The sequence below is a fragment of the Paraglaciecola sp. genome, from assembly GCF_039942875.1.
Taxonomy (GTDB): Bacteria; Pseudomonadota; Gammaproteobacteria; order Enterobacterales; family Alteromonadaceae; genus Paraglaciecola.
The window spans coordinates 398,506-417,810 of record NZ_JBDVBQ010000026.1; the positions used below are offsets into that span (position 1 = coordinate 398,506).

Below are 19,305 nucleotides of genomic sequence, written 5' to 3' on the forward strand. Positions count from 1 at the left end.
TATCGATTTTTAATTAACCCAAAGATTGGGGTTAAAAAAAATTTATTCACAGTGTATGGTTTACACAATTTACAAATGTAACCAGACATACTGTCATAACAGGATAATTTGAGGTTCAAATGAGCGAAATTAAAACCCAAGTAGTGGTATTAGGTGCAGGCCCTGGTGGTTATTCAGCAGCGTTCCGTGCAGCAGATTTAGGTTTAGATGTAGTATTAATAGAAAGCCGTGAAACACTAGGTGGTGTTTGTCTAAATGTTGGCTGTATCCCATCTAAAGCTTTGTTACATGTAGCTAAAGTCATTGACGATGCAGAAGCTATGTCTTCTCATGGTGTGACATTTGGTAAGCCAGAAATCGACCTAGATAAAATTCGTGGTTGGAAAGAAAGCGTAATCGGTCAGTTAACTGGCGGTTTAGGTGGTATGGCAAAAGCCCGTAAAGTGACAACTGTTTATGGATTAGGTAAATTTACCTCTGATAAAACAATTGTAGTAGCAGGTAACGACGGTAAAGAAACCAAAGTTACCTTTGACAACGCTATTATTGCGGCAGGTTCATCTGTTGTTGACTTACCATTTATCCCAACTGACGACCCTCGCGTTATCGACTCAACTGGCGCTTTAGAACTTAAAGATGTTCCAGAAGAAATGTTAGTACTAGGTGGCGGTATTATCGGCCTAGAAATGGGTACAGTATATAACGCTCTTGGCTCTAATGTTTCTGTTGTTGAATTTGCAGACCAATTGGTGCCTGCAGCTGATGCAGACATAGTTAAAGTTTATACCAACTACAACAAGAAAAAATTCAACATTATGTTGTCTACTAAAGTTGTGGCTGTAGATGCTAAAGATGACGGCTTATACGTTACTTTTGAAGGTAAAAATGCACCTGAAGGACAAGTTCGTTACGACAAAATTCTAGTTGCTGTTGGCCGTAAGCCAAACGGTAAACTTATTGATGCCGATAAAGCTGGCGTTGCAGTAGATGAGCGTGGCTTCATCAATGTAACTAACGAGTTACGTACTAACGTTAATCATATCTTTGCTATCGGTGATGTTGTAGGTCAACCTATGCTTGCTCATAAAGCGGTACACGAAGCACACTGTGCAGCTGAAGTTATCTCAGGTAAGAAACACGTGTTCGACCCTCGTTGTATCCCTTCAATCGCTTACACTGACCCAGAAATGGCTTGGGTTGGCGTTACAGAGCGTGAAGCAAAAGAGCAAGGTTTAAAAATTGAAGTGGCTAACTTCCCATGGGCTGCATCTGGTCGTGCAATCGCATCTGCACGTACTGAAGGTAAAACTAAAATGATATTCGACAAAGAAACCGGCCGTGTATTAGGTGGTGCAATTGTTGGGATCAACGCTGGTGAAATGCTAGGCGAAGTATGTTTAGCTGTTGAAATGGGCGCAGACGCTGAAGATGTTGGTTTAACTATTCATGCTCACCCTACTCTCAACGAATCAATTGGTTTAGCCGCTGAAATTTTCGAAGGTTCAATTACTGACTTACCTAACGCGAAAGCCGTTAAAAAGAAAAAGTAACACCTTACCTAAATCGTTTTAAAAGGGCCTAGATGGCCCTTTTTTATTATGTAAATAAACCCATTGCAAGCATAGGGAATGTATATGAATAATTTTCAAGAAGCCGCCAAACAACTACTTAGCCGCCGTCAAGCAGAAGCCAAGTATTCTTGTTTAGATGACGACATTCGCCCCAAAACCAATGACGAGGCACTAGCTATTCAAGGTGAAATGGCAAAGCTACATAAGGTAAAAGGTTGGAAGTGCTTATTACCACCAGCTGAAGGTAAAATTGTTGTGGCTCCCATTTTTGATCTGCAACAAGATACCCCTACCGTAGCTTTATTTGCAGATAATGGCGTGGCCAGAGTAGAGCCTGAGATTGGCTTTGTACTGGCAAAGCCATTGGCAGTAAAAACTAGCGACTATACTGAATCTGAAATAGTGGATGCCATTGGAACAGCTCATATGGCCTTAGAGCTAATACAAAGCCGATATGCTGACGATGCAGGTAAAGAATTTGCAGATAGCCTGGCTGACTGCATGGTAAATCAAGGGGTATTTATTGGCCCAGAAGTAGACAAAAACATTGCCATAGACTTAAGCACAGTGCAGCTCAATATTACTCAAAATGGCGAGCCCCAAGCATTCGACGGCAAGCACCCTAATCCTCGAGCCATTGATGGCTTGGTATGGTTAATCAATTATATGACCAAACGGGGCGTTAGCTTTGAGGCCGGAGAGGTCATAATTACCGGTTCATTCAAAGGTGTATTAGACATGCCCTTTGACGTTGAAACCACAATTTCTTACCAAGATTTAGCTGAATATACAGTGACATTTAAAGCGTTAGTGTAATCGTAAATGGAGCTTAGGCTATAACTAAGCTCCTTATGCGTTACACAAAACTAAATTACAGACCCTTTGTCCCTTAGTATCAATTATCAAAGGGATTACTAACCACTTGATATTGTTCTTTATCGAAGTCATATCGATACCAAGTTGAGTGACTTCTGAAGTACTCATAATTATTAATGTGTACAAGATCGTGCTGTTTAGGGATAGTAGCCACCCATGTTCCTATTGGGGCTGCAACGGCTACATATCCAGTAGATGTAGGTTTATAAAACACCCCACCAGACAAATATAGGTCATCTTTGACGGCAACATGTCTTTTTGGCAATGACGTTATAATGGTGCCTATTAACACCCCAGCCCCTAAAATAAGCGCCGCACCTGAGCCACCCGCTCTCACGTGACCATGTATCGAACCACCTCTACGTCCACCAGGACTAATGGCGCAAGATGTGAGCGCTAAGCAACATATAAAGCAAATTATTTTACTATGTCTCATAAAATGGCTCCTACTAAATAGTATTAATGACAGTAGGTCAGACATCTGAAGTTAAAATAATTTCAGGCGTAATTAAGTAAACAATGTGCAAATTAACTACAAATAGCGGTTAATACCTAGACTTTTTACTTTGCAATTGCCGCTTTCGAAAACGAACCTAACGCCCCAGACACTTTTTTAATAACCGAGTCACAGCCTTTTATAAAGTGACGATTTTTCAAATAGCTAGGGTCGTTATAAGACAACCACACCTTATTTTCATGTTCTGTTATCAGCACTTTTTGGGGTAAATCAATGGCAGTGTTTTGAGCGCATTGCATCAAGCGCGTACCCACTTTAGGGTTACCAAATAATATGACTTGAGTTGGCTCGAGTTCTAACCCAACCTTAGCCGCATTTTGCTGATGATCTATGACAGAAAACACAGTAAAACCTTTTCCAAGTACTATGTTTTTAAATCGAGACATAGTTTCATCCACTGAATAAGGGCTTTCATGCCGTATTAGGCCTTCGCTCGCAGATGCCGTAAAACTCATATTCAAAAAAACCAAACTTAAAAGCAGCAACCTACTCATTTTTATATTCCTATTTATTTAAATTACACTTATTAAAAGCAAACAAAAACCGCACTTATTTTATTAACTCATCAATCTGTTAGAGTAAAAGTTAGGGCCTGAACTTGATTGGACGCACCTCCAACCATAACATCGAACTCTCCGGGCTCTATCCCCCACGTCATATCAGCTCTGAAAAACGCTAAATCGGCAGGGGTGAGGGTAAATTTAACATTTTTGGTTTCTCCAGGTGCAAACTCAAGTTTCTGGAAACCTTTGAGCTCTTTTACTGGACGAGTAATTGACCCCACTTTTTGATGTGTATACAGCTGAATGACTTCCTCCCCCTTTCTATCACCAACATTTGTTACTTTTACTGTAAGAGTCAGTTCACCTTTAAGCGTTAACTTTTCACTACTTAATGTTGGAGGGCCGTATTCAAATTGGGTATAACTTAACCCGTGACCAAAAGCATATAGAGGTGAATTGAGAGAGTCATCATAACGGGAAGTATATTCCACAGGCGTATGAGACGGATTAGCAGAGCCTATTGGCCGCCCAGTGTTTTTGTGGTTATAAAATAGCGGAACTTGCCCTACGGATCTTGGAAATGTCATAGGTAGCTTGCCCGCAGGGTTGTATTTTCCCATCAAAACATCAGCAACGGCTTGCCCTCCCATCGTTCCCGGATACCAAGCTTGTAAAATGGCATCAACATTACTGTCAGCCCACCTTAAATCATTGGGCCGACCACTCATCACCACTAAAATAAGAGGCTTGTTCAAGCTACGCAGAGCTTCCATGAGTGCTTGTTGGTTCCCCGGTAACGTTAACTCTGTGCGGCTTGAAGCCTCTCCAGACATTCTTTGGTCTTCACCTAGCACCATCACCACTACATCTGACGTTTTGGCGATTTGCAACGCTTCATCTATATCACTCTGTAAATCTTCTTTGGTTTGACCTGAAACAGGTACATCTATGCCCATGAGTGAAGACATACCCGTATGAGATAACAAATATGAGTGAGTGGCTCCTTTGGCATAACGTATGGTAACGTCATCACCGAGTATACTTTCAAGCCCCTCTTTGACAGTTACTGGTTGGGCCCCGCGGTCACCCGCTCCTGCCCAATTGCCAATCATGTCATAGCGGTTATCAGCTAACGGGCCGATAAGTGCAATACTGTTAATTTTTTTTGTATCAATAGGCAGGGGTTGATTATGATTTTTTAATAACACCATCGAGCGTCTTGCCATATCCGTGGCTGCTGCGAGGTTTTCTTTTGTAAGAATGCGCTTAGCAGCGCGCTTGTCATCATGGTAACGGTAAGGATCTGCGAATAAACCTAAACGCCACTTCATTTCAAGGACTCGTCTTACCGCATCGTTTAACCTAGCCTCAGAAACCTTTTTCTCTTCGATTAATGGTTTCAGATATTTTAGGTAGGTTTGCCCCACCATATCCATATCTGCCCCACCATTAAAGGCAAGCTGAGCGGCATGTTTTTCATCTTTGGCATAACCGTGGGCCACTAACTCATTAACTGCGGTGTAGTCAGTCACAACAAACCCTTTGAATCCCCATTTATCTCGCAGCACATCTTTAAGTAAGTAGCGATTTCCCGTAACCGGTGTACCATTTAAATCATTAAAACCTGTCATAAAGGTGGTCACCCCTGCATCTAACATAGCTTTAAAAGGCGGTAAATAAAGGCTCCACAACCTGTGTTCAGATATATCTGTAGAATTGTAATCTCTGCCAGCTTGAGATGCGCCATAACCGACAAAATGCTTGGCAGTGGCCATGATAGTATCATCTCGGCTGATATCTTCTCCTTGAAAACCCTTGACCCTGGCCACCGAAATAGCCGATGTTAACAGTGGGTCCTCCCCTGCGCTTTCTGACACTCGCCCCCACCGTGGATCTCTTACTATGTCTGCCATAGGTGCAAAGGACCACATTATGCCGTCAGCAGATGCCTCCTTAGCTGCAATTTTCGCACTTAACTGTATGGCTTCTAAATCCCAGCTAGCAGCTTCACCAATAGATTGAGGAAATATAGTTTTATGACCATGGATTACATCATGACCAATGATAATCGGAATGCCTAAGCGAGTTTGCTCTACGGCTATTGTTTGTAAGCGTTTGCCAAATTCCGCGCCATAGGCGTTAAAGATAGCCCCCACATTGCCATTTCTAATTTGTTGTTCGTAAGCTGCATTAACGAACGGACCTGTCACCCCTCTATAACCACTTTGTAAATCAAGCTGTCCTATCTTTTCGTCTAAGGTCATCTTCCCCAGTAAATCATCAATAAACTTATCCATTGAGCGGCTTCTGTTTCGCCAGTCATGTTTAGACAGGTTTTGATTGCTGCTAGGGTTGATTACATCACTAAACATAGTTGGGGTTGCGTGTATGCACTGAGAGAACAAAATACCTAAAGCACAGCAACTAGTTTTAATACAAAAATTCATAAGGGCCTATTTTGAAACATGTATGAGTCTTTTGACCAAATCAAAGTGAAATAGTTGTATTTTTTACTTACAAGCTAATAGGGTAAAGCAAGCCTTTAAACATTTCTCCATAAAATCATGACGCAACACAGATGTAGAAACAATTCCTCACACTTAAATTCAGGCTATTTTTGCACAACACTTTCCCAGCCAGTAAACTGCCAAAGATATTTTCTTATTATAATCGAGAGTAAATTCATTACTCCACGTAACAGGTAGACAGATGAAAAAAATTAATTTGCTAGCATTGGGAGTCAGCATTGCACTGGGACTTAGTGCATGTACTCCACCAGAAACCAAAGAAGAGTCAGCACCAAGCGTAACAGAAGTGGCAACGCCACTCACCTCAGGCATTGATTTAACGGCTATTGATAACACAGTTCGTATTCAAGATGATCTGTTCAGACATGTAAACGGCACCTGGCTTAAGACAACAGAGATCCCATCAGATAAATCAGGCTACGGTGTCTTCAATGTTCTTTATGACGACACACAAGAAAATCTTAAAACCCTGATCCAGAACGCAGCAAAAAGTACTGCAGAAAAAGGCTCAAACCCTCAAAAATTAGGGGACATGTACAATAGCTACATGGATGTTGAGTTGGCAAATACTTTAGGACTAACACCATTACAACCGATATTAGATGATATAAATGCTATAGAAAACATGGAACAGTTATCTAAAATGTTTGGAGAGCTTTATGTCTTAGGAGTCGCAGGCCCATTTGGCTACTACAATACCCCAGACGCCAAAAATCCTACTATCGAGGCGCTGTATTTATATCAAAGTGGTTTAACTCTGCCTGATAGAGACTATTACAGTAAAGAAGATGAAAAGTTTGTTAATTTCCGAGCTGCAACACAAGCCTACATGGCTGATGTATTAGCAAAAACAGGGCATTCATCTGCCAGTGATGCAGCCAGTCAAATAATGGCGTTAGAAAAAGACATAGCAGCCAGCCATATTTCTAGTGTTGAACGCCGTGACGCAGAAAAAAATTACAACAAGCAAACTGCGACCCAAGTTAATGCTTTACTTGGCAGCTTTGATTGGAACGCTTACGCAGAGGTCGGTGGTATAGGACAAGTACAAGACGTAATTGTCAGAAACATTCCTTATTTCGAAAAAGTAGCCAATATCTTTGCTTCTCATAGTCTACAAACCTGGAAAGACTACCTGACCTATAATTTAGTGGATACTTACGCCCCTCGTTTAAGTCAAGATTTTGTGGATTTACATTTTGCTTTTCACTCCACCACTCTAAATGGCATTCCAGAGCAACAACCTCGCTGGAAACGTGCAGTAGCCTCTACCAGTAGTGTACTTGGTGAAGTATTAGGGCAACAGTATGTAGACAAGCATTTCACGCCTGAGGCAAAAGCCAAAATGGATACGTTAGTCACTAACCTAACGAAAGCATATGGAGAAAGCATTCAACAACTAGACTGGATGACCGTAGAAACCAAAAAAGCGGCGCAGCAAAAACTAGAAGCCTTTACCCCTAAAATTGGTTATCCAGACAAATGGCGGGATTATTCTGAACTAGAAATCCGTGCAGATGACTTAGTAGGTAACTATTTACGTTACTCACGCTTTGATCACTTTTATGAAGTAAACAAAATTGGCAAAGCCGTTGATACATCAGAATGGGGCATGACGCCACAAACGATTAATGCTTATTATCACCCAATACGGAATGAAATTGTATTCCCAGCGGGTATTTTACAACCGCCCTTCTTTAACATGGACGCCGATGATGCCGTTAATTATGGTGCCATTGGTGCCGTAATTGGTCATGAAATGGGGCATGGTTTTGATGACCAAGGCTCAAAATATGATGGCGACGGTAATCTACGGAGTTGGTGGACAGAGCAAGATAGAGAAGCTTTTGATGCATTAGGTAAAAACCTAGTAGCCCAATTTGACAAGTTTGAGCCAATCGAAGGACAGCACGTAAATGGCTCGCTAACCTTAGGTGAAAACATAGGCGATTTATCAGGTGTTACTATAGGATACAAAGCCTACCAGATGTCACTTCAGAACCAAGAAGCGCCCGTTATCGACGGATTAACTGGTGACCAGCGTTTCTTCATGGGTTATGCCCAAGTATGGCGTAGCAAATACCGCGAAGATGCATTAAGAGCAAGATTGTTGAGTGACCCCCACTCACCTGGCGAATATCGTGTAAACGGCATCGCCAGCAATGTTGATGCTTTTTATAAGGCTTTTGATGTCAAAGAAGGGGACGCTATGTACATTAAACCAGAAGACAGAGTGAAAATTTGGTAATTTAACTCGCGTGTTTTTTTGTAAATAATAAAGGCTGCATAGTGCAGCCTTTTCTTTCTAGGAAACAAATGAAATTTTGGCGCAAAGTACATAAATGGATAGCCTATTTAGTCGCTATACAAATTTTACTATGGATAAGTGGCGGGCTCATTTCCCATAGAAAAAGTACGAGGCAAGCACCTTGTATTACCTCCAAAAATACAACAAATTATAAAGCCCCCACTATCTAACGATTTTACCCTTACAAATTGGCAGCAACTAAGTTGGGTTCAAAGAGGCACGGACTGGTTAATAAAAGCTCAAGATCCTCACAACCAAACCTACTGGTTAAACCCTTCAACAGCGACAGAGGCCAAGCTTTTAAAGCCCTCAGCCATTCAAGAATTAGCTGAATACCAGCATGCAAAAAAAGCTAAAGCCCTAACGGTTGAGAACCTAAAAACCATTCCTTTTGAGGTTAGACATTTAAATCTGCCAATGTATCACGTCACCTTTGATGACTGGATACACACGAGTTTTTATATCAACCCACAATCTGGAGAGGTAGCCTCGGTGCGCAGTGACATTTGGCGACTGTATGATTTTTTCTGGATGTTACACATTATGGATTATCAAGACCGTGAAGACTTTAATCATCCCTTACTGATTGGAGCAGCCGGTTTATCTCTGCTGTTTACCTTTACTGGTTTAATACTTGTGTATTTTTCAGTCTTAAAACCTTGGTATGCTAGACTCAAGTACCGTAAACGTTTTTGACCAATAATACCTGAGGCCATAGTGAAGCAGATTGAAATATTTGAAATTACTAGCCCATGTATTGGCGTTTGCCAATCAGGGCCAAAGGGATTTTGTTTAGGTTGCTATCGCTCCAGAGACGAACGTTTACACTGGACAAAATTAGAACAAGACGTGCAAAGTAAAATCGTTAAAGCCTGTGGCATCCGAAAAAAACGCGCACAGCAAAATACAAGGCGTAAAAAATCAGGTGATATCCCTTTACCACAACTTAACTTACTGGGTGATGCGTCAGAAGATACATAAGTTGTTGTTGACCTTATCAGCTAGCAGTCCCTATTAGTTCCAGAATATCGTTAGCTATCTCTTGCAGTAACTCATCGGGCAATGTGTGTCCCATTCCCGGGTAAACCTTTATTTTTGAATGGGGGATCGCCTGAGCTGTGGCATACCCACACGCGACAGGTATCAGCGGGTCACTATCCCCATGTAAAATTAAGCTTGGAATATTCACGGCTTTGAGCGGCTGGGTTCTATCCTTTGAGCTTAATATGGCAGCAAGCTGACGAATATTACTTTTAGGATTAAGCCCTCGGTTAACCGACAGCCTTAGTAACTCTGACACCTTCTCTTTTTGAAATTGATACGTGCTGCCATGTAAGGCTTGCCATAAAGACAAGCCAAATGTCACAAACTCATCAGCTTTTTTAGGGGGCCGTTTAAACAAATTTTTCAGAAATATGAGTTTAGGTTTGGGTAATTGTCTATTGCCAGTGGTAGACATAATAGAAGTCAAACTTTTCACTCTATCAGGGGCGTTAATAGCCATCAATTGCGCAATCATGCCTCCCATAGACGCCCCTACTATATGTGCGTTTTTTATCTGCAATTGATCCATTAAACCTAATGTATCATTAGCCATATCATTTAATGAATAGGGCGCATCTAGAGTTCGACCAAATATAATACTCGCCAACAAAGCTAAATGGGAAGGAGGGATAGCAGCATCACACCAAGTACTTTTACCGATATCACGATTATCGAATCTGATCACTCGATAACCTTTTGAAGCCAAAATTTCACAAAACCTGACATCCCAAAAAACCATTTGAGTAGCAAGACCCATAATCAAAATGATGACAGGGTGATCTTCTTTGCCAAAACTATCATAATTAATCTCAATACCATTTGTGCTGACAATACGCTCAGCTGTGTACATAGTTGTAGTCACGTTAGTTTTTTATTTCCTAGCATACTAGGGAATCGACTATAAAGTTAATGGGCCTGAAATTTCAAATAAATTTTGAATTACTCCCAAATTCATATATTCCCCCCCCTAGATCGGCGCACTACCAATAAATTTGCAGATACTCGCTTTAGCCACGAAAGTTGAAACTTTATAAGTTTCATTGGCTTGCTAGCTTAATCAAGTTTTATATATCTGTACTCATACCTATTACGCTAAGAAGAGACGCAGATTTATCAAACACTCGTTTATTATAGATACATATTAAATGCAGAAGGATAAAACATGCCCCCTATTCAACCAACCGATATTGCGAAAGTGGCGAGTCAATCATTTGCGCTGCCCGATGTTTGTTTGCGTCTTAGGGCTATGTTAGATGATGAGCAATCCTCTTTAAATGACTTGGGTAGCTTGATAGCGTTAGACCCATTATTGTCATCAAAACTGCTAAAACTTGCTAATAGCCCATTATTTAGGTTTGAATCTCAAATAGACTCCTTAACCAAGGCCATAAATGTAATCGGAGGAGAGGCACTGTATAACTTGGTAATGGCAGAAACAGCCAGCTCGGCATTCAAACATTTTAGTAGTGATGTTATTGATTTAAAACGCTTTTGGCTACAAAGTATCTATGCTGCATTAGTCGCCAAGCATTTAGCAAAGATAATTAAAATAAGAGGAAGCGAACGCTTTTTCCTATTAGGTTTACTACACAATATAGGTGAACTATTAGTAGCAATGCACGCGCCTAAACTCGCCATTCAATGTGGTACCTATGATAAACAAATCTCACCTTGGAGCCTGCAGCAGAAAGTTTTGGGGTTTAATTATGCAAATTGTAGCTCTAACTTGTTGGAATTATGGCAAATACCTCCACAACTTTATTTACCAGTGATGCACGCTCATAACGAAGATAAAGCTTTAGAGGATATAGATGTAGCCGTAATTTATACTTCCGCAAGGGCTGCAGTGGCTATGACAAATAACGATTATTATTCTACAGATGATTTGGTGACCCAAGAAATACTAAACTACTTAAATGTCGATAAAGAAGATTTGCAAGATGCAATCAAATTTGCGCTTATGGAATCTGAAAATATTTTGAACATTATGAAACCGTCACTGTCATAGAGTGGCTACAAAGCGAGCTATTGAGAAGATTAGTGACACATTTTTATAATGTAAGCTATCCACTTAAGCCTTTCTTTTCGATATACTTTTGAAAAATCATTCACACTAAACACTATGCTTATTGATCAATGCGAAAGTTCTTATTTTTTTTATTATTGCTAGCTCCTCAATGTAGTTACGCTAGACCAGATATAATGAAGTCAATGTACATGACTGAAAGACCGAACTTTGATGAAGAAGAGCTATCGGTCATTAGTGAGCTTGGCTTTTTACTGATCAGTGGCAATACCAACACCTCGACTACCGCTGCAAAATTGAATATTAGCCAAGAGTTACAAACCTGGAGCTATCAACTTGTCGGTGATTTTCTATACACACAAAGTGAATCTGAAGTGGATGGAAAGACCGAAGATGTCGCCAGTGCTCAAAAACTATTTTTATCAAGTCAATTTGATTACAAATTAACCGACACTAACAATCGCCTATTTGTTTATAGTGATTTTGAACGAGATCGTTTTAATGATTACCGCTATCAAGCTGCCTTAGCAGCAGGTTGGTCTTCTAGGCTTTGGAACAATGAACAAAGTGAATTAAGATATAGTATAGGCCCCGGCTATAGTATTTCTGATGAAATGCCAGACACAATAACTGAAGACCAGAATGGTTTTATAGTAAGAGCGGCAATGGAATATAAGTGTAAAATATCTCCTCAAGCAACCTTTAGACAATATCTCAGTACCGAAGCAGATACCGAATATACTCGAACTAAGTCAGAAAGTTCTTTATCTACACGCCTTTCGGGTGCTTTAGCCATGAAACTGAGTATAATACTCAACCATGACTCTGGCACTAACAATACTGACGAGGAGCTTGATACCGAAGCTGCCGTCACCTTAGTTTACCAATTTCTTTAAAAATCAATGGTTTTAGAGTGCATACCAATTTATTGGTGTGCTCACTCGGCTTGTAACACAAGAGCCTAACTAAAACCGAAATACACAACAGGACACTGAAATGAAAAAATCTCTTATTTTACTAGCACTTTGTGCAGCGGGAAATGCTTACGCAGCTGACGAAGTTAAGCCGTTTACAATGGATGGCGAATTCGGATATATCGCGACCACTGGTAACACCGAAACTAGCACAATAAAAGGTAAATTATCTGCGCATCAAGAATTAGTTCAATGGAGTAACGACTTTGTTTTTGAAGCTCTATACAAGAAAGATAAATTAGAAGATGACGATGGTGTACTTCAGCCTTCTGAAACCACCGCACAAAAATTCTTTTTATCTGGACAAGCAAATTACAAATTAGAAAATCCTGACCACAGGTTGTTTGGTTTTGCTTCATATTCAGATGATAGATTCAGCAGTTATAACTACCAATCAACTATTGCTGCTGGTTGGTCACAAAAAATGTGGGAAAATGACACTAGCCAATTTAATTATAGTATTGGTCCTGGTTATTCATTTAACGAAACAATCGAAGATGTAGAGCAAAACAGCTTCATCGTTAGGGGCGCATTGGACTATCAATGGAAAATTTCTGATACTTCAACTTTTAAACAAGCGCTTAGTACAGAGGTAGGTAATGATAACACTAAATCTAAATCTGAAACTTCTGTGTCTGCGGTAATTAGTGGTGCTTTGTCTATGAAAGTATCTTTGATCATGGACCACAACACTGATGTGTCTGATGATACTGAAAAGCTTGATACCCAAACTTCATTAACACTAGTTTATAGCTTCTTTTAAGCGCTAGTTTATAGCAGGTATAAATTTTATACCTGCTAGAATTTCAACACTTCTGATTACACGACTTGCAGTGCATTTTTTTAAACATAGCAGGCGACACTCCATACATAGCCACAAAGCTATTGCGAAAACCCAACTCAGATTGATAGCCCACTTTTTGATGTACAGCCTTTACGGCCTCTCCCTGCTCTAACAATAACTTAGCTCGATTTAAACGCCTTTTCTCCAAAAACTTGGAAGGACTCGTTCCAATCTCATCAGTAAATTTTCGATAGAAAGTACGCTCAGTCAAACAAGCTTGCTCAGCCATATCAGAGACTTTTATTGGTTTAGTTAAGTTGTTTTCTAACCACAGTAAAACATCTGAAAACTTATGGTTATTTTGTACTGCAAGTAACTCACTAAATTGAGACTGATGTCCAGGTCGATGTACATAAACCACTAACCATTTTGCGATCTCATGCATAATTTTATTGTGATGATCCTGGCCTACCATTGCCAAAGCCATATCAATGCCTGTGGTTACGCCTGCTGAAGTCCAAATATTATTATCAACACAATACAAAGCATCTGGCTCAACGTTAACAGCGGGAAACTCATCAGCCATTTGAGCAACATCGGCCCAATGGGTGGTTGCTCTTTTATTATCTAGAAAGCCAAATGTTGCTAATACCAATGCGCCTGAGCAAATTGAGCCAATCCGTTCAGCCCTAGATATATTAACTAAAAGCCAATCTTGTAAGAAGATATCAGAAGTGACCTTTGTGATAGCCTCACGGCTTCCACCCACCACAATCAGAGTGTCATAACGACCAACCCTGATAGATGCTAACTTTTCACTATTCACTTCAATACCAGAGCGAGACATAACAAGTCCTCCAGATGAAGACACAGTTAACACTTGATAAGAAGGCTTTTGCAACAATCCTTGAGCACCATTAAATACTGAAGAAGGCCCGGATAAATCTAATAACTCGAACTGCTCAAATATCACAAATAACACTCTACGATTTGCAGTTCCGGAGCTCTGATTACTCATTTCTTTCTCTATCACAAACAAAACAATGGCAGAAAACTATATTTTTATGTCATTTATGTCAAACAAATTAACGGTTAACCTCTGTTGCATCATTACTCATAAGGACACTTCATGAAATTTGGTTTTATCGTTTATGCACAGGTTACAGCAATTGATTTTACCGCTCCTGCTCAGGTATTTAGCCAACTGCCCGATGCAGAAATTCACCTAATTGGAGCCAATTATGATGCAGTAAAAACCGATGCAGGTTTTTCTGTATACCCTACTTGCTCAATTCAAGACGCACCACAAATGGATCTATTATGTATACCCGGTGGCCTGGGACAAAAAGCTGTATCAGACGACCCCATGTTTATGAGCTTTATAGAAGAACAGGGTAATCAAGCACACTATGTAACGTCAGTTTGCTCAGGCTCACTCATTCTTGCTAAAGCAGGGCTGCTAGATGGATTTAAGGCGACGAGTCACTGGGCAACCTTAAATATGTTAAAGAGGTTCAATGTAACGCCTACTAAACAAAGAGTCGTCATTGATGGTAATCGCATAACTGGTGGAGGGGCAACGGCTGGTCTTGATTTTGGTCTAACTGTGGTAGCACAACTTTTCGGCGAAAACCTAGCAAAAATGATTCAATTGGGACTAGAGTATGACCCAGCCCCACCTTTTACATCAGGCTCACCAGAACTCGCTGATCCCAAACTAACAGAACAAGTTTTAAAGATATTCTGTAAGGCTGAGATAATCTAATGCTATTAACAAACCACTCATTAAATATTGGCATTTATGTTTACGATAATGCCGAAGTATTAGACTTTGCAGGGCCCTTTGAAGTTTTCTCTACGGCAGCCCGTTTAAGCACACAACCAGACATTCACAACGTTTTTCTAATTGGTGAAACAGGAAGACATATTAACGCTAGGGCGGAATTTAAGGTTTTACCTAAATTTAATATTAAAAATCATCCTCAGCTCAGTGTACTGATCATACCTGGTGGTTTTCACTCAAATGAGTTAACTAAAGCACCGGTCATAAAATGGATTTCGCAACAGGCAATGAAAGTACCTATTACTGCCTCAGTCTGTACCGGAGTATTTCTACTAGCCAAAGCAGGGATTTTGCAAGGTCTTACCTGCACCACTCACAGAGAGAATATAAATGAATTTAAAGCAACTTTTCCAGATAGTCCCATTATTGAAAATGTCCCTTGGGTTGAGCACGAACACGTTATCACTTCTGCCGGCATTTCAGCAGGTATAGATATGAGTTTACATTTAGTAGAAAAGTTGTTTAGTCCTTCCCTTGCAAAAAGAACAGCCAGACAAATGAAATATCACTGGTGCCAAAGAGGAGAATCAAAATGTTAGACATTAAACCCAATTGCGCATGCTGTGATTGCGATTTACCAGCCCACTCTGAACGAGCATATATCTGCTCTTACGAGTGCACATTCTGTATCGACTGTGTCACCACCCTACTGCAAAATGTTTGCCCAAATTGTGGTGGTGGTTTTACCCCTAGGCCCATACGCCCATCGGTCGCCTATAGAACAGGAGTAAGCTTGCAATACCATCCTGCATCAACTCAGCGTATCCATAGCGAATATTCTAAAACAGAATTATTGGCCTTTAGCCTGAACATCAAAAATATAGCACCGGAAAAAAGATGAGCAACATCACTCAAGGAAAGTCCTTTACCGCAGAAAAGCCGTGGGAAGCAATAACCATTGCCAATATGAATGGCATCACCACCCGTTTGCACTGGACAAATAAACCCTATCACTGGCATGTAAATAATGGAGAAGAGGTGTTTGTAGTTTTAGACGGTGAAGTGGTAATGCACTATGAAATTAATAGCTTAGTACAGTCATCACTTTTAAAGACAGGCGACATCTTTCACGCCACCATAGGTACTAAGCATCATGCAGACCCTATTGGTGAAGCGAGAGTCTTGGTAATTGAAAGCGAAGGAAGTATTTAAGCTAAATAAGCAAACACAAAATGGGATATTAATAAGATGGCATCACCAACGGTACTGTAACACCGCCAAACTCTGTTGCTGGTCGATACTAACGTTTTGACCTAGAGTAGCCCTGATATCTGCTGAGTTTTGATTAAAGTGTTGTTCAAGCCCTACTTGCCAATGCATATTCAGATCGTAGCGCCACGCTAATGTCAGGGCTTCACCATCACTGTTATTTGGATCCCAAGGGAAAATATCATCTTCATTCACTTCAAATAAATCAAAGCGGGCACTAAACCTATGAGATTTATATTTATGACTCAACATCAAATACCAAGCATCAAAATCAATATACACAAAATGCTTTCCCATAATTGAGCTACCCGTCATCCACTGTGTAATCAAGCGAGTGTTTTTATTAAACTTATGCTGCAAAGCAATTGAATGAAACTTAGTCCGCCAAGCATACAAACGTTCATAATTGACCACGTTAGGATCGGCTTGATTATCATAATAATAATAACGAAAACTAGATTGTCGGTAATAATCTAGATGGGCTCCAAGGTAAAACCCAAATCGTCCATCTAATTCATGGAAAGGCTCAACATAATCTGGATGAAAAATTCTATCTTCTTGCACCACACTTGGATAGGCAGCAAACGGGACCTTATCATTGTTGAGACTTTGCCTATCATGCATTGCAAACCCTCTCCAACTAATGACTGTCCCTAAAGTGTCATTGCCCTTATATACCGAACCATGCAACTCCCACGAAAAAGCACTATTGCGACTACGCCCGGGACTATACAGCGTTAATTCAAGGCCAGCTGTTCGTAATTCTTCACCAACCCAGCTATTTATGGCTGATTGTGTATAAGTAAAAGGCGAGAGCCATCCCGTATCAACATTTTCTAGAGACATTTTAGGGTAAAAAAAACCTGCCCTAGCGCGCCATCTAATTTTATCTTTACTTAATGGCTTAAATGCGACCTGAGCTTGGGAAACGCCAATATTCTGTGAGCCTAATTGATAAACGTTTCCTACTAGTGAATAACTCAACCCATTCGTGAAGCTATCAGAAACCTTCACTAGTCCTTGCTGTAAATTGACGCTATTCTCTGAATAGGCCAGAATCCCAGTATCCTGCTCAAACCAAGCAGGTAACTCATCGGATTTGACATAATTAAACTGAACAACCCCTTCTATTTCAAAAGCATACGTTTTAGTAAAGCTCAGAAAAAACATCCAACCAAGCATATGCTTGGTTCTAATAAGAGTTTTGATTAACACCACTAAAAACAAAAAAGAGGGAGTTACTCTTTTATTCATAATCTGAAAATTCATCCGCGCTTTGTTCGTAATCGCTTAGATCTGGCAGTAAATCATTGTTTAACTTAACAATCATTGAACCTTCTTTAGGAACTGTCATATTTAAAGCTAATACTTCTTCTTTTTCTTGAAACCTAGGGTTCCACACCTTTAGAACATACTCTCCTTCAGGTACATCTAGTATAACCTTGCCATGTAAATCAGTTTTTGCAAAATAAGGAGTATCGGCAACAAAAATATAACCCAACATCCAATCATGAATATTGCAGCCTAGTTCAACAATACCTGTATTAGAAAAAAGCAATGGTTCAGCCCGAAGGTCTTTATATAACTGTAACTCAAATGTTTTAGCCGTCGAGAAAGAGTAAACATGGTGTTTAATGGAATCTGAATTAGGAAAAATGACCCTAGAGTCTTGCTGCACAATCAAGATATGGGGTAAAAACTGAGTATCAACCTGATCCATGATTGCGAGCTCTTCAGGAGCTGTATACTCTTTCTTCACCTTAGGAGTCAGGGCAACCACCACATTAGCAACAGCTATGTCATCTTTACTTAAAACTATAATAGACGTTTCTTTAGAAAAAACACTACTACTCAAAAGCGCACTAAAAACAATAAAGTAAAATTTCACTTAAGTATCCAATTTGACTAAATATTAATGGTTATCAACGCCACTTTAATAACAATTCAGTTGGCGTATGCACCTATGCATTATTAGAGACAGACAAAATACCAAAATTCATTCAATCAATATTAGATTCAGTTAAAAAGATTTTAGCCTAGGTTGTCTAGTAACTTCTTAGCTTCGGCAACCTGTTTTGGTGTGCCATTAGCGATAACATCGTCGATCAACTCTTTAGCTGAATCATCTTCACCAATTTCAATATACGCTTGAACTAAATCTAACTTAGCCCCCAACCCATCATCTGCATCAACATCAATCATTTCAAGGTTGTCTTGATCTGAAACAAATGGTTCTAGCTCTATATCTAAGTCAAAATCATTTTCAGTAAGCTCATCAGCTTCAGCATCCACACTATCATTTAACAGAGATTCAACATCTAAAAAGTCTTCATCATTTTCTTCATCTAATAGCGCTACCGACTCTTCAACTGCATCATCACTTGGATTTTCATCTAATAAAGCAGGAATATCGAAACCTAAATCATCTTCGTCATCTAAATCTAAATCAATGGCCTCGAGCATCTCATCAAAACTAGAATCATCAAGCTCTTCAATGGCTTTATCATCAGCCTGAGGCTCATCACCTTCCGTTAACCAATCTCCTAACCCAGGCATATCCTCAAGTTCGCTATTATCCTCAACGGGCGGTAATTGAGAATCCTCTTCTAATGCGTTTTCAAGTATTGAGTCGTCAAAATCAGAATTTGAGGCGATATCATTCAAGTCAGGTAAATCATTAAGAGAGTCTTGCAACACCTTATCGATAGACTTTTCTTCACTTTCTAAAACGTCTTCAGAAACCGCTGAAAACTCTAGATCATCAAGTGAACTTAAGGAGGAGTTCTCATTAGAAGTGAGATCTTCTAAAACTTCATCTAACTCTTCATTTTCAAAATCTTCCAGTGCCTTTTCAAGCTGATCTTCATCTAGAGTATTGTGCTCGCCAAGCTCTTGCTCAAATGTGGGATCTAACTCCAAGTCAGATTCAAATTCATGTTCAACTTCTAACTCTGGCTCAGCTTCAACCTCTAACTCTGGCTCAGCTTCAACCTCTGGCTCAACTTCAACTTCTAACTCTGGTTCAGGCTCAACTTCTAACTCTGGCTCAGCTTCAACTTCTAACTCTGGCTCAGCTTCAACTTCTAACTCTGTTTCAGCTTCAACTTCTAACTCTGTTTCAG

20 protein-coding genes are annotated in these 19,305 nt (G+C 40.0%); 12 read left to right on the top strand and 8 right to left on the bottom strand.

What is annotated here, in order from left to right:
- Window positions 1–119: 119 nt before the first annotated feature.
- Together lpdA and ABJE44_RS10190 are read left to right on the top strand one after the other, a co-directional pair.
- Entirely contained in the window at window positions 120–1,550 is a 1,431-nt protein-coding gene (lpdA, locus tag ABJE44_RS10185) for a dihydrolipoyl dehydrogenase (RefSeq protein WP_348111934.1), read from the top strand.
- An 84-nt stretch (window positions 1,551–1,634) separates the two neighbouring features.
- Entirely contained in the window at window positions 1,635–2,387 is a 753-nt protein-coding gene (locus ABJE44_RS10190; protein ID WP_348111936.1) for a hydratase, read from the top strand.
- 79 nt (window positions 2,388–2,466) lie between these two features.
- Here the strand turns inward: ABJE44_RS10190 and ABJE44_RS10195 are convergent, their stop codons facing one another.
- The 3 genes from ABJE44_RS10195 to bglX form a co-directional block, all read right to left on the bottom strand.
- The gene (locus ABJE44_RS10195) at window positions 2,467–2,883 is read right to left on the bottom strand and encodes a DUF6515 family protein (protein ID WP_348111937.1); all 417 of its coding nucleotides are present in this window, start codon (window positions 2,881–2,883) and stop codon (window positions 2,467–2,469) included.
- Between the two features lie 125 nt (window positions 2,884–3,008).
- Window positions 3,009–3,419, bottom strand: a complete 411-nt coding sequence (locus ABJE44_RS10200) for a DUF302 domain-containing protein (RefSeq protein ID WP_348111938.1) — start codon at window positions 3,417–3,419, stop codon at window positions 3,009–3,011.
- Window positions 3,420–3,529: 110 nt separating this feature from the next.
- Window positions 3,530–5,914, bottom strand: a complete 2,385-nt coding sequence (bglX, locus tag ABJE44_RS10205; protein WP_348111939.1) for a beta-glucosidase BglX — start codon at window positions 5,912–5,914, stop codon at window positions 3,530–3,532.
- A gap of 262 nt (window positions 5,915–6,176) precedes the next feature.
- Here bglX and ABJE44_RS10210 point away from each other — a divergent pair, with 262 nt between their 5' ends.
- From ABJE44_RS10210 to ABJE44_RS10220, 3 genes are all read left to right on the top strand, one after another.
- Window positions 6,177–8,243 (top strand): M13-type metalloendopeptidase, encoded by a 2,067-nt coding sequence (locus tag ABJE44_RS10210; protein WP_348111940.1) that lies wholly within the window; start codon window positions 6,177–6,179, stop codon window positions 8,241–8,243.
- 138 nt (window positions 8,244–8,381) lie between these two features.
- Window positions 8,382–8,999, top strand: coding sequence for a hypothetical protein (locus ABJE44_RS10215; RefSeq protein WP_348111941.1), 618 nt, complete (start codon window positions 8,382–8,384; stop codon window positions 8,997–8,999).
- Between the two features lie 21 nt (window positions 9,000–9,020).
- On the top strand, window positions 9,021–9,284 hold the full coding sequence (locus tag ABJE44_RS10220) for a DUF1289 domain-containing protein (RefSeq protein WP_348111942.1): 264 nt from the start codon (window positions 9,021–9,023) through the stop codon (window positions 9,282–9,284).
- Between the two features lie 16 nt (window positions 9,285–9,300).
- On the opposite strand, the gene ABJE44_RS10225 is transcribed toward ABJE44_RS10220, so the two are convergent.
- Window positions 9,301–10,209 (bottom strand): alpha/beta hydrolase, encoded by a 909-nt coding sequence (locus ABJE44_RS10225; protein WP_348111943.1) that lies wholly within the window; start codon window positions 10,207–10,209, stop codon window positions 9,301–9,303.
- 300 nt (window positions 10,210–10,509) lie between these two features.
- On the opposite strand from ABJE44_RS10225, the gene ABJE44_RS10230 reads away from it, so the two are divergent.
- The 3 genes from ABJE44_RS10230 (at window position 10,510) to ABJE44_RS10240 (ending at window position 13,110) form a co-directional block, all read left to right on the top strand.
- Complete coding sequence (locus tag ABJE44_RS10230; protein ID WP_348111944.1) at window positions 10,510–11,355, top strand: HDOD domain-containing protein; 846 nt, start codon at window positions 10,510–10,512, stop codon at window positions 11,353–11,355.
- Window positions 11,356–11,564: 209 nt separating this feature from the next.
- Window positions 11,565–12,269 carry a DUF481 domain-containing protein gene (locus tag ABJE44_RS10235; protein WP_348111945.1) on the top strand — a complete coding sequence of 235 codons (705 nt, stop codon included), beginning with the start codon at window positions 11,565–11,567 and terminating at the stop codon, window positions 12,267–12,269.
- Window positions 12,270–12,369: 100 nt separating this feature from the next.
- Entirely contained in the window at window positions 12,370–13,110 is a 741-nt protein-coding gene (locus ABJE44_RS10240) for a DUF481 domain-containing protein (RefSeq protein ID WP_348111946.1), read from the top strand.
- A gap of 43 nt (window positions 13,111–13,153) precedes the next feature.
- Here ABJE44_RS10240 and ABJE44_RS10245 read toward each other — a convergent pair whose 3' ends face one another.
- Window positions 13,154–14,149 carry a DJ-1/PfpI family protein gene (locus ABJE44_RS10245; protein WP_348111947.1) on the bottom strand — a complete coding sequence of 332 codons (996 nt, stop codon included), beginning with the start codon at window positions 14,147–14,149 and terminating at the stop codon, window positions 13,154–13,156.
- A gap of 111 nt (window positions 14,150–14,260) precedes the next feature.
- On the opposite strand from ABJE44_RS10245, the gene ABJE44_RS10250 reads away from it, so the two are divergent.
- The 4 genes from ABJE44_RS10250 to ABJE44_RS10265 are packed head-to-tail and all read left to right on the top strand — an operon-like array spanning window position 14,261 to window position 16,126.
- Window positions 14,261–14,896, top strand: coding sequence for a DJ-1/PfpI family protein (locus ABJE44_RS10250; protein ID WP_348111948.1), 636 nt, complete (start codon window positions 14,261–14,263; stop codon window positions 14,894–14,896).
- Window positions 14,896–15,513 (top strand): DJ-1/PfpI family protein, encoded by a 618-nt coding sequence (locus tag ABJE44_RS10255; protein WP_348111949.1) that lies wholly within the window; start codon window positions 14,896–14,898, stop codon window positions 15,511–15,513. The genes ABJE44_RS10250 and ABJE44_RS10255 overlap by 1 nt, the downstream gene beginning before the upstream one ends.
- Window positions 15,507–15,815 carry a DUF1272 domain-containing protein gene (locus ABJE44_RS10260; RefSeq protein ID WP_348111950.1) on the top strand — a complete coding sequence of 103 codons (309 nt, stop codon included), beginning with the start codon at window positions 15,507–15,509 and terminating at the stop codon, window positions 15,813–15,815. The genes ABJE44_RS10255 and ABJE44_RS10260 overlap by 7 nt, the downstream gene beginning before the upstream one ends.
- A complete protein-coding gene (locus ABJE44_RS10265) occupies window positions 15,812–16,126 on the top strand; it encodes a cupin (protein ID WP_348111951.1) in 315 nt (104 codons plus the stop codon). Before ABJE44_RS10260 ends, ABJE44_RS10265 begins: the two co-directional genes overlap by 4 nt.
- A gap of 42 nt (window positions 16,127–16,168) precedes the next feature.
- Here the strand turns inward: ABJE44_RS10265 and ABJE44_RS10270 are convergent, their stop codons facing one another.
- From ABJE44_RS10270 to ABJE44_RS10280, 3 genes are all read right to left on the bottom strand, one after another.
- Window positions 16,169–17,365 (bottom strand): hypothetical protein, encoded by a 1,197-nt coding sequence (locus ABJE44_RS10270; protein WP_348111968.1) that lies wholly within the window; start codon window positions 17,363–17,365, stop codon window positions 16,169–16,171.
- Window positions 17,366–17,429: 64 nt separating this feature from the next.
- The gene (locus tag ABJE44_RS10275) at window positions 17,430–18,038 is read right to left on the bottom strand and encodes a methylamine utilization protein (RefSeq protein WP_348111952.1); all 609 of its coding nucleotides are present in this window, start codon (window positions 18,036–18,038) and stop codon (window positions 17,430–17,432) included.
- A gap of 176 nt (window positions 18,039–18,214) precedes the next feature.
- On the bottom strand, window positions 18,215–19,305 hold a 1,091-nt coding region (locus ABJE44_RS10280; RefSeq protein ID WP_348120742.1), incomplete at its 5' end, for a FimV/HubP family polar landmark protein.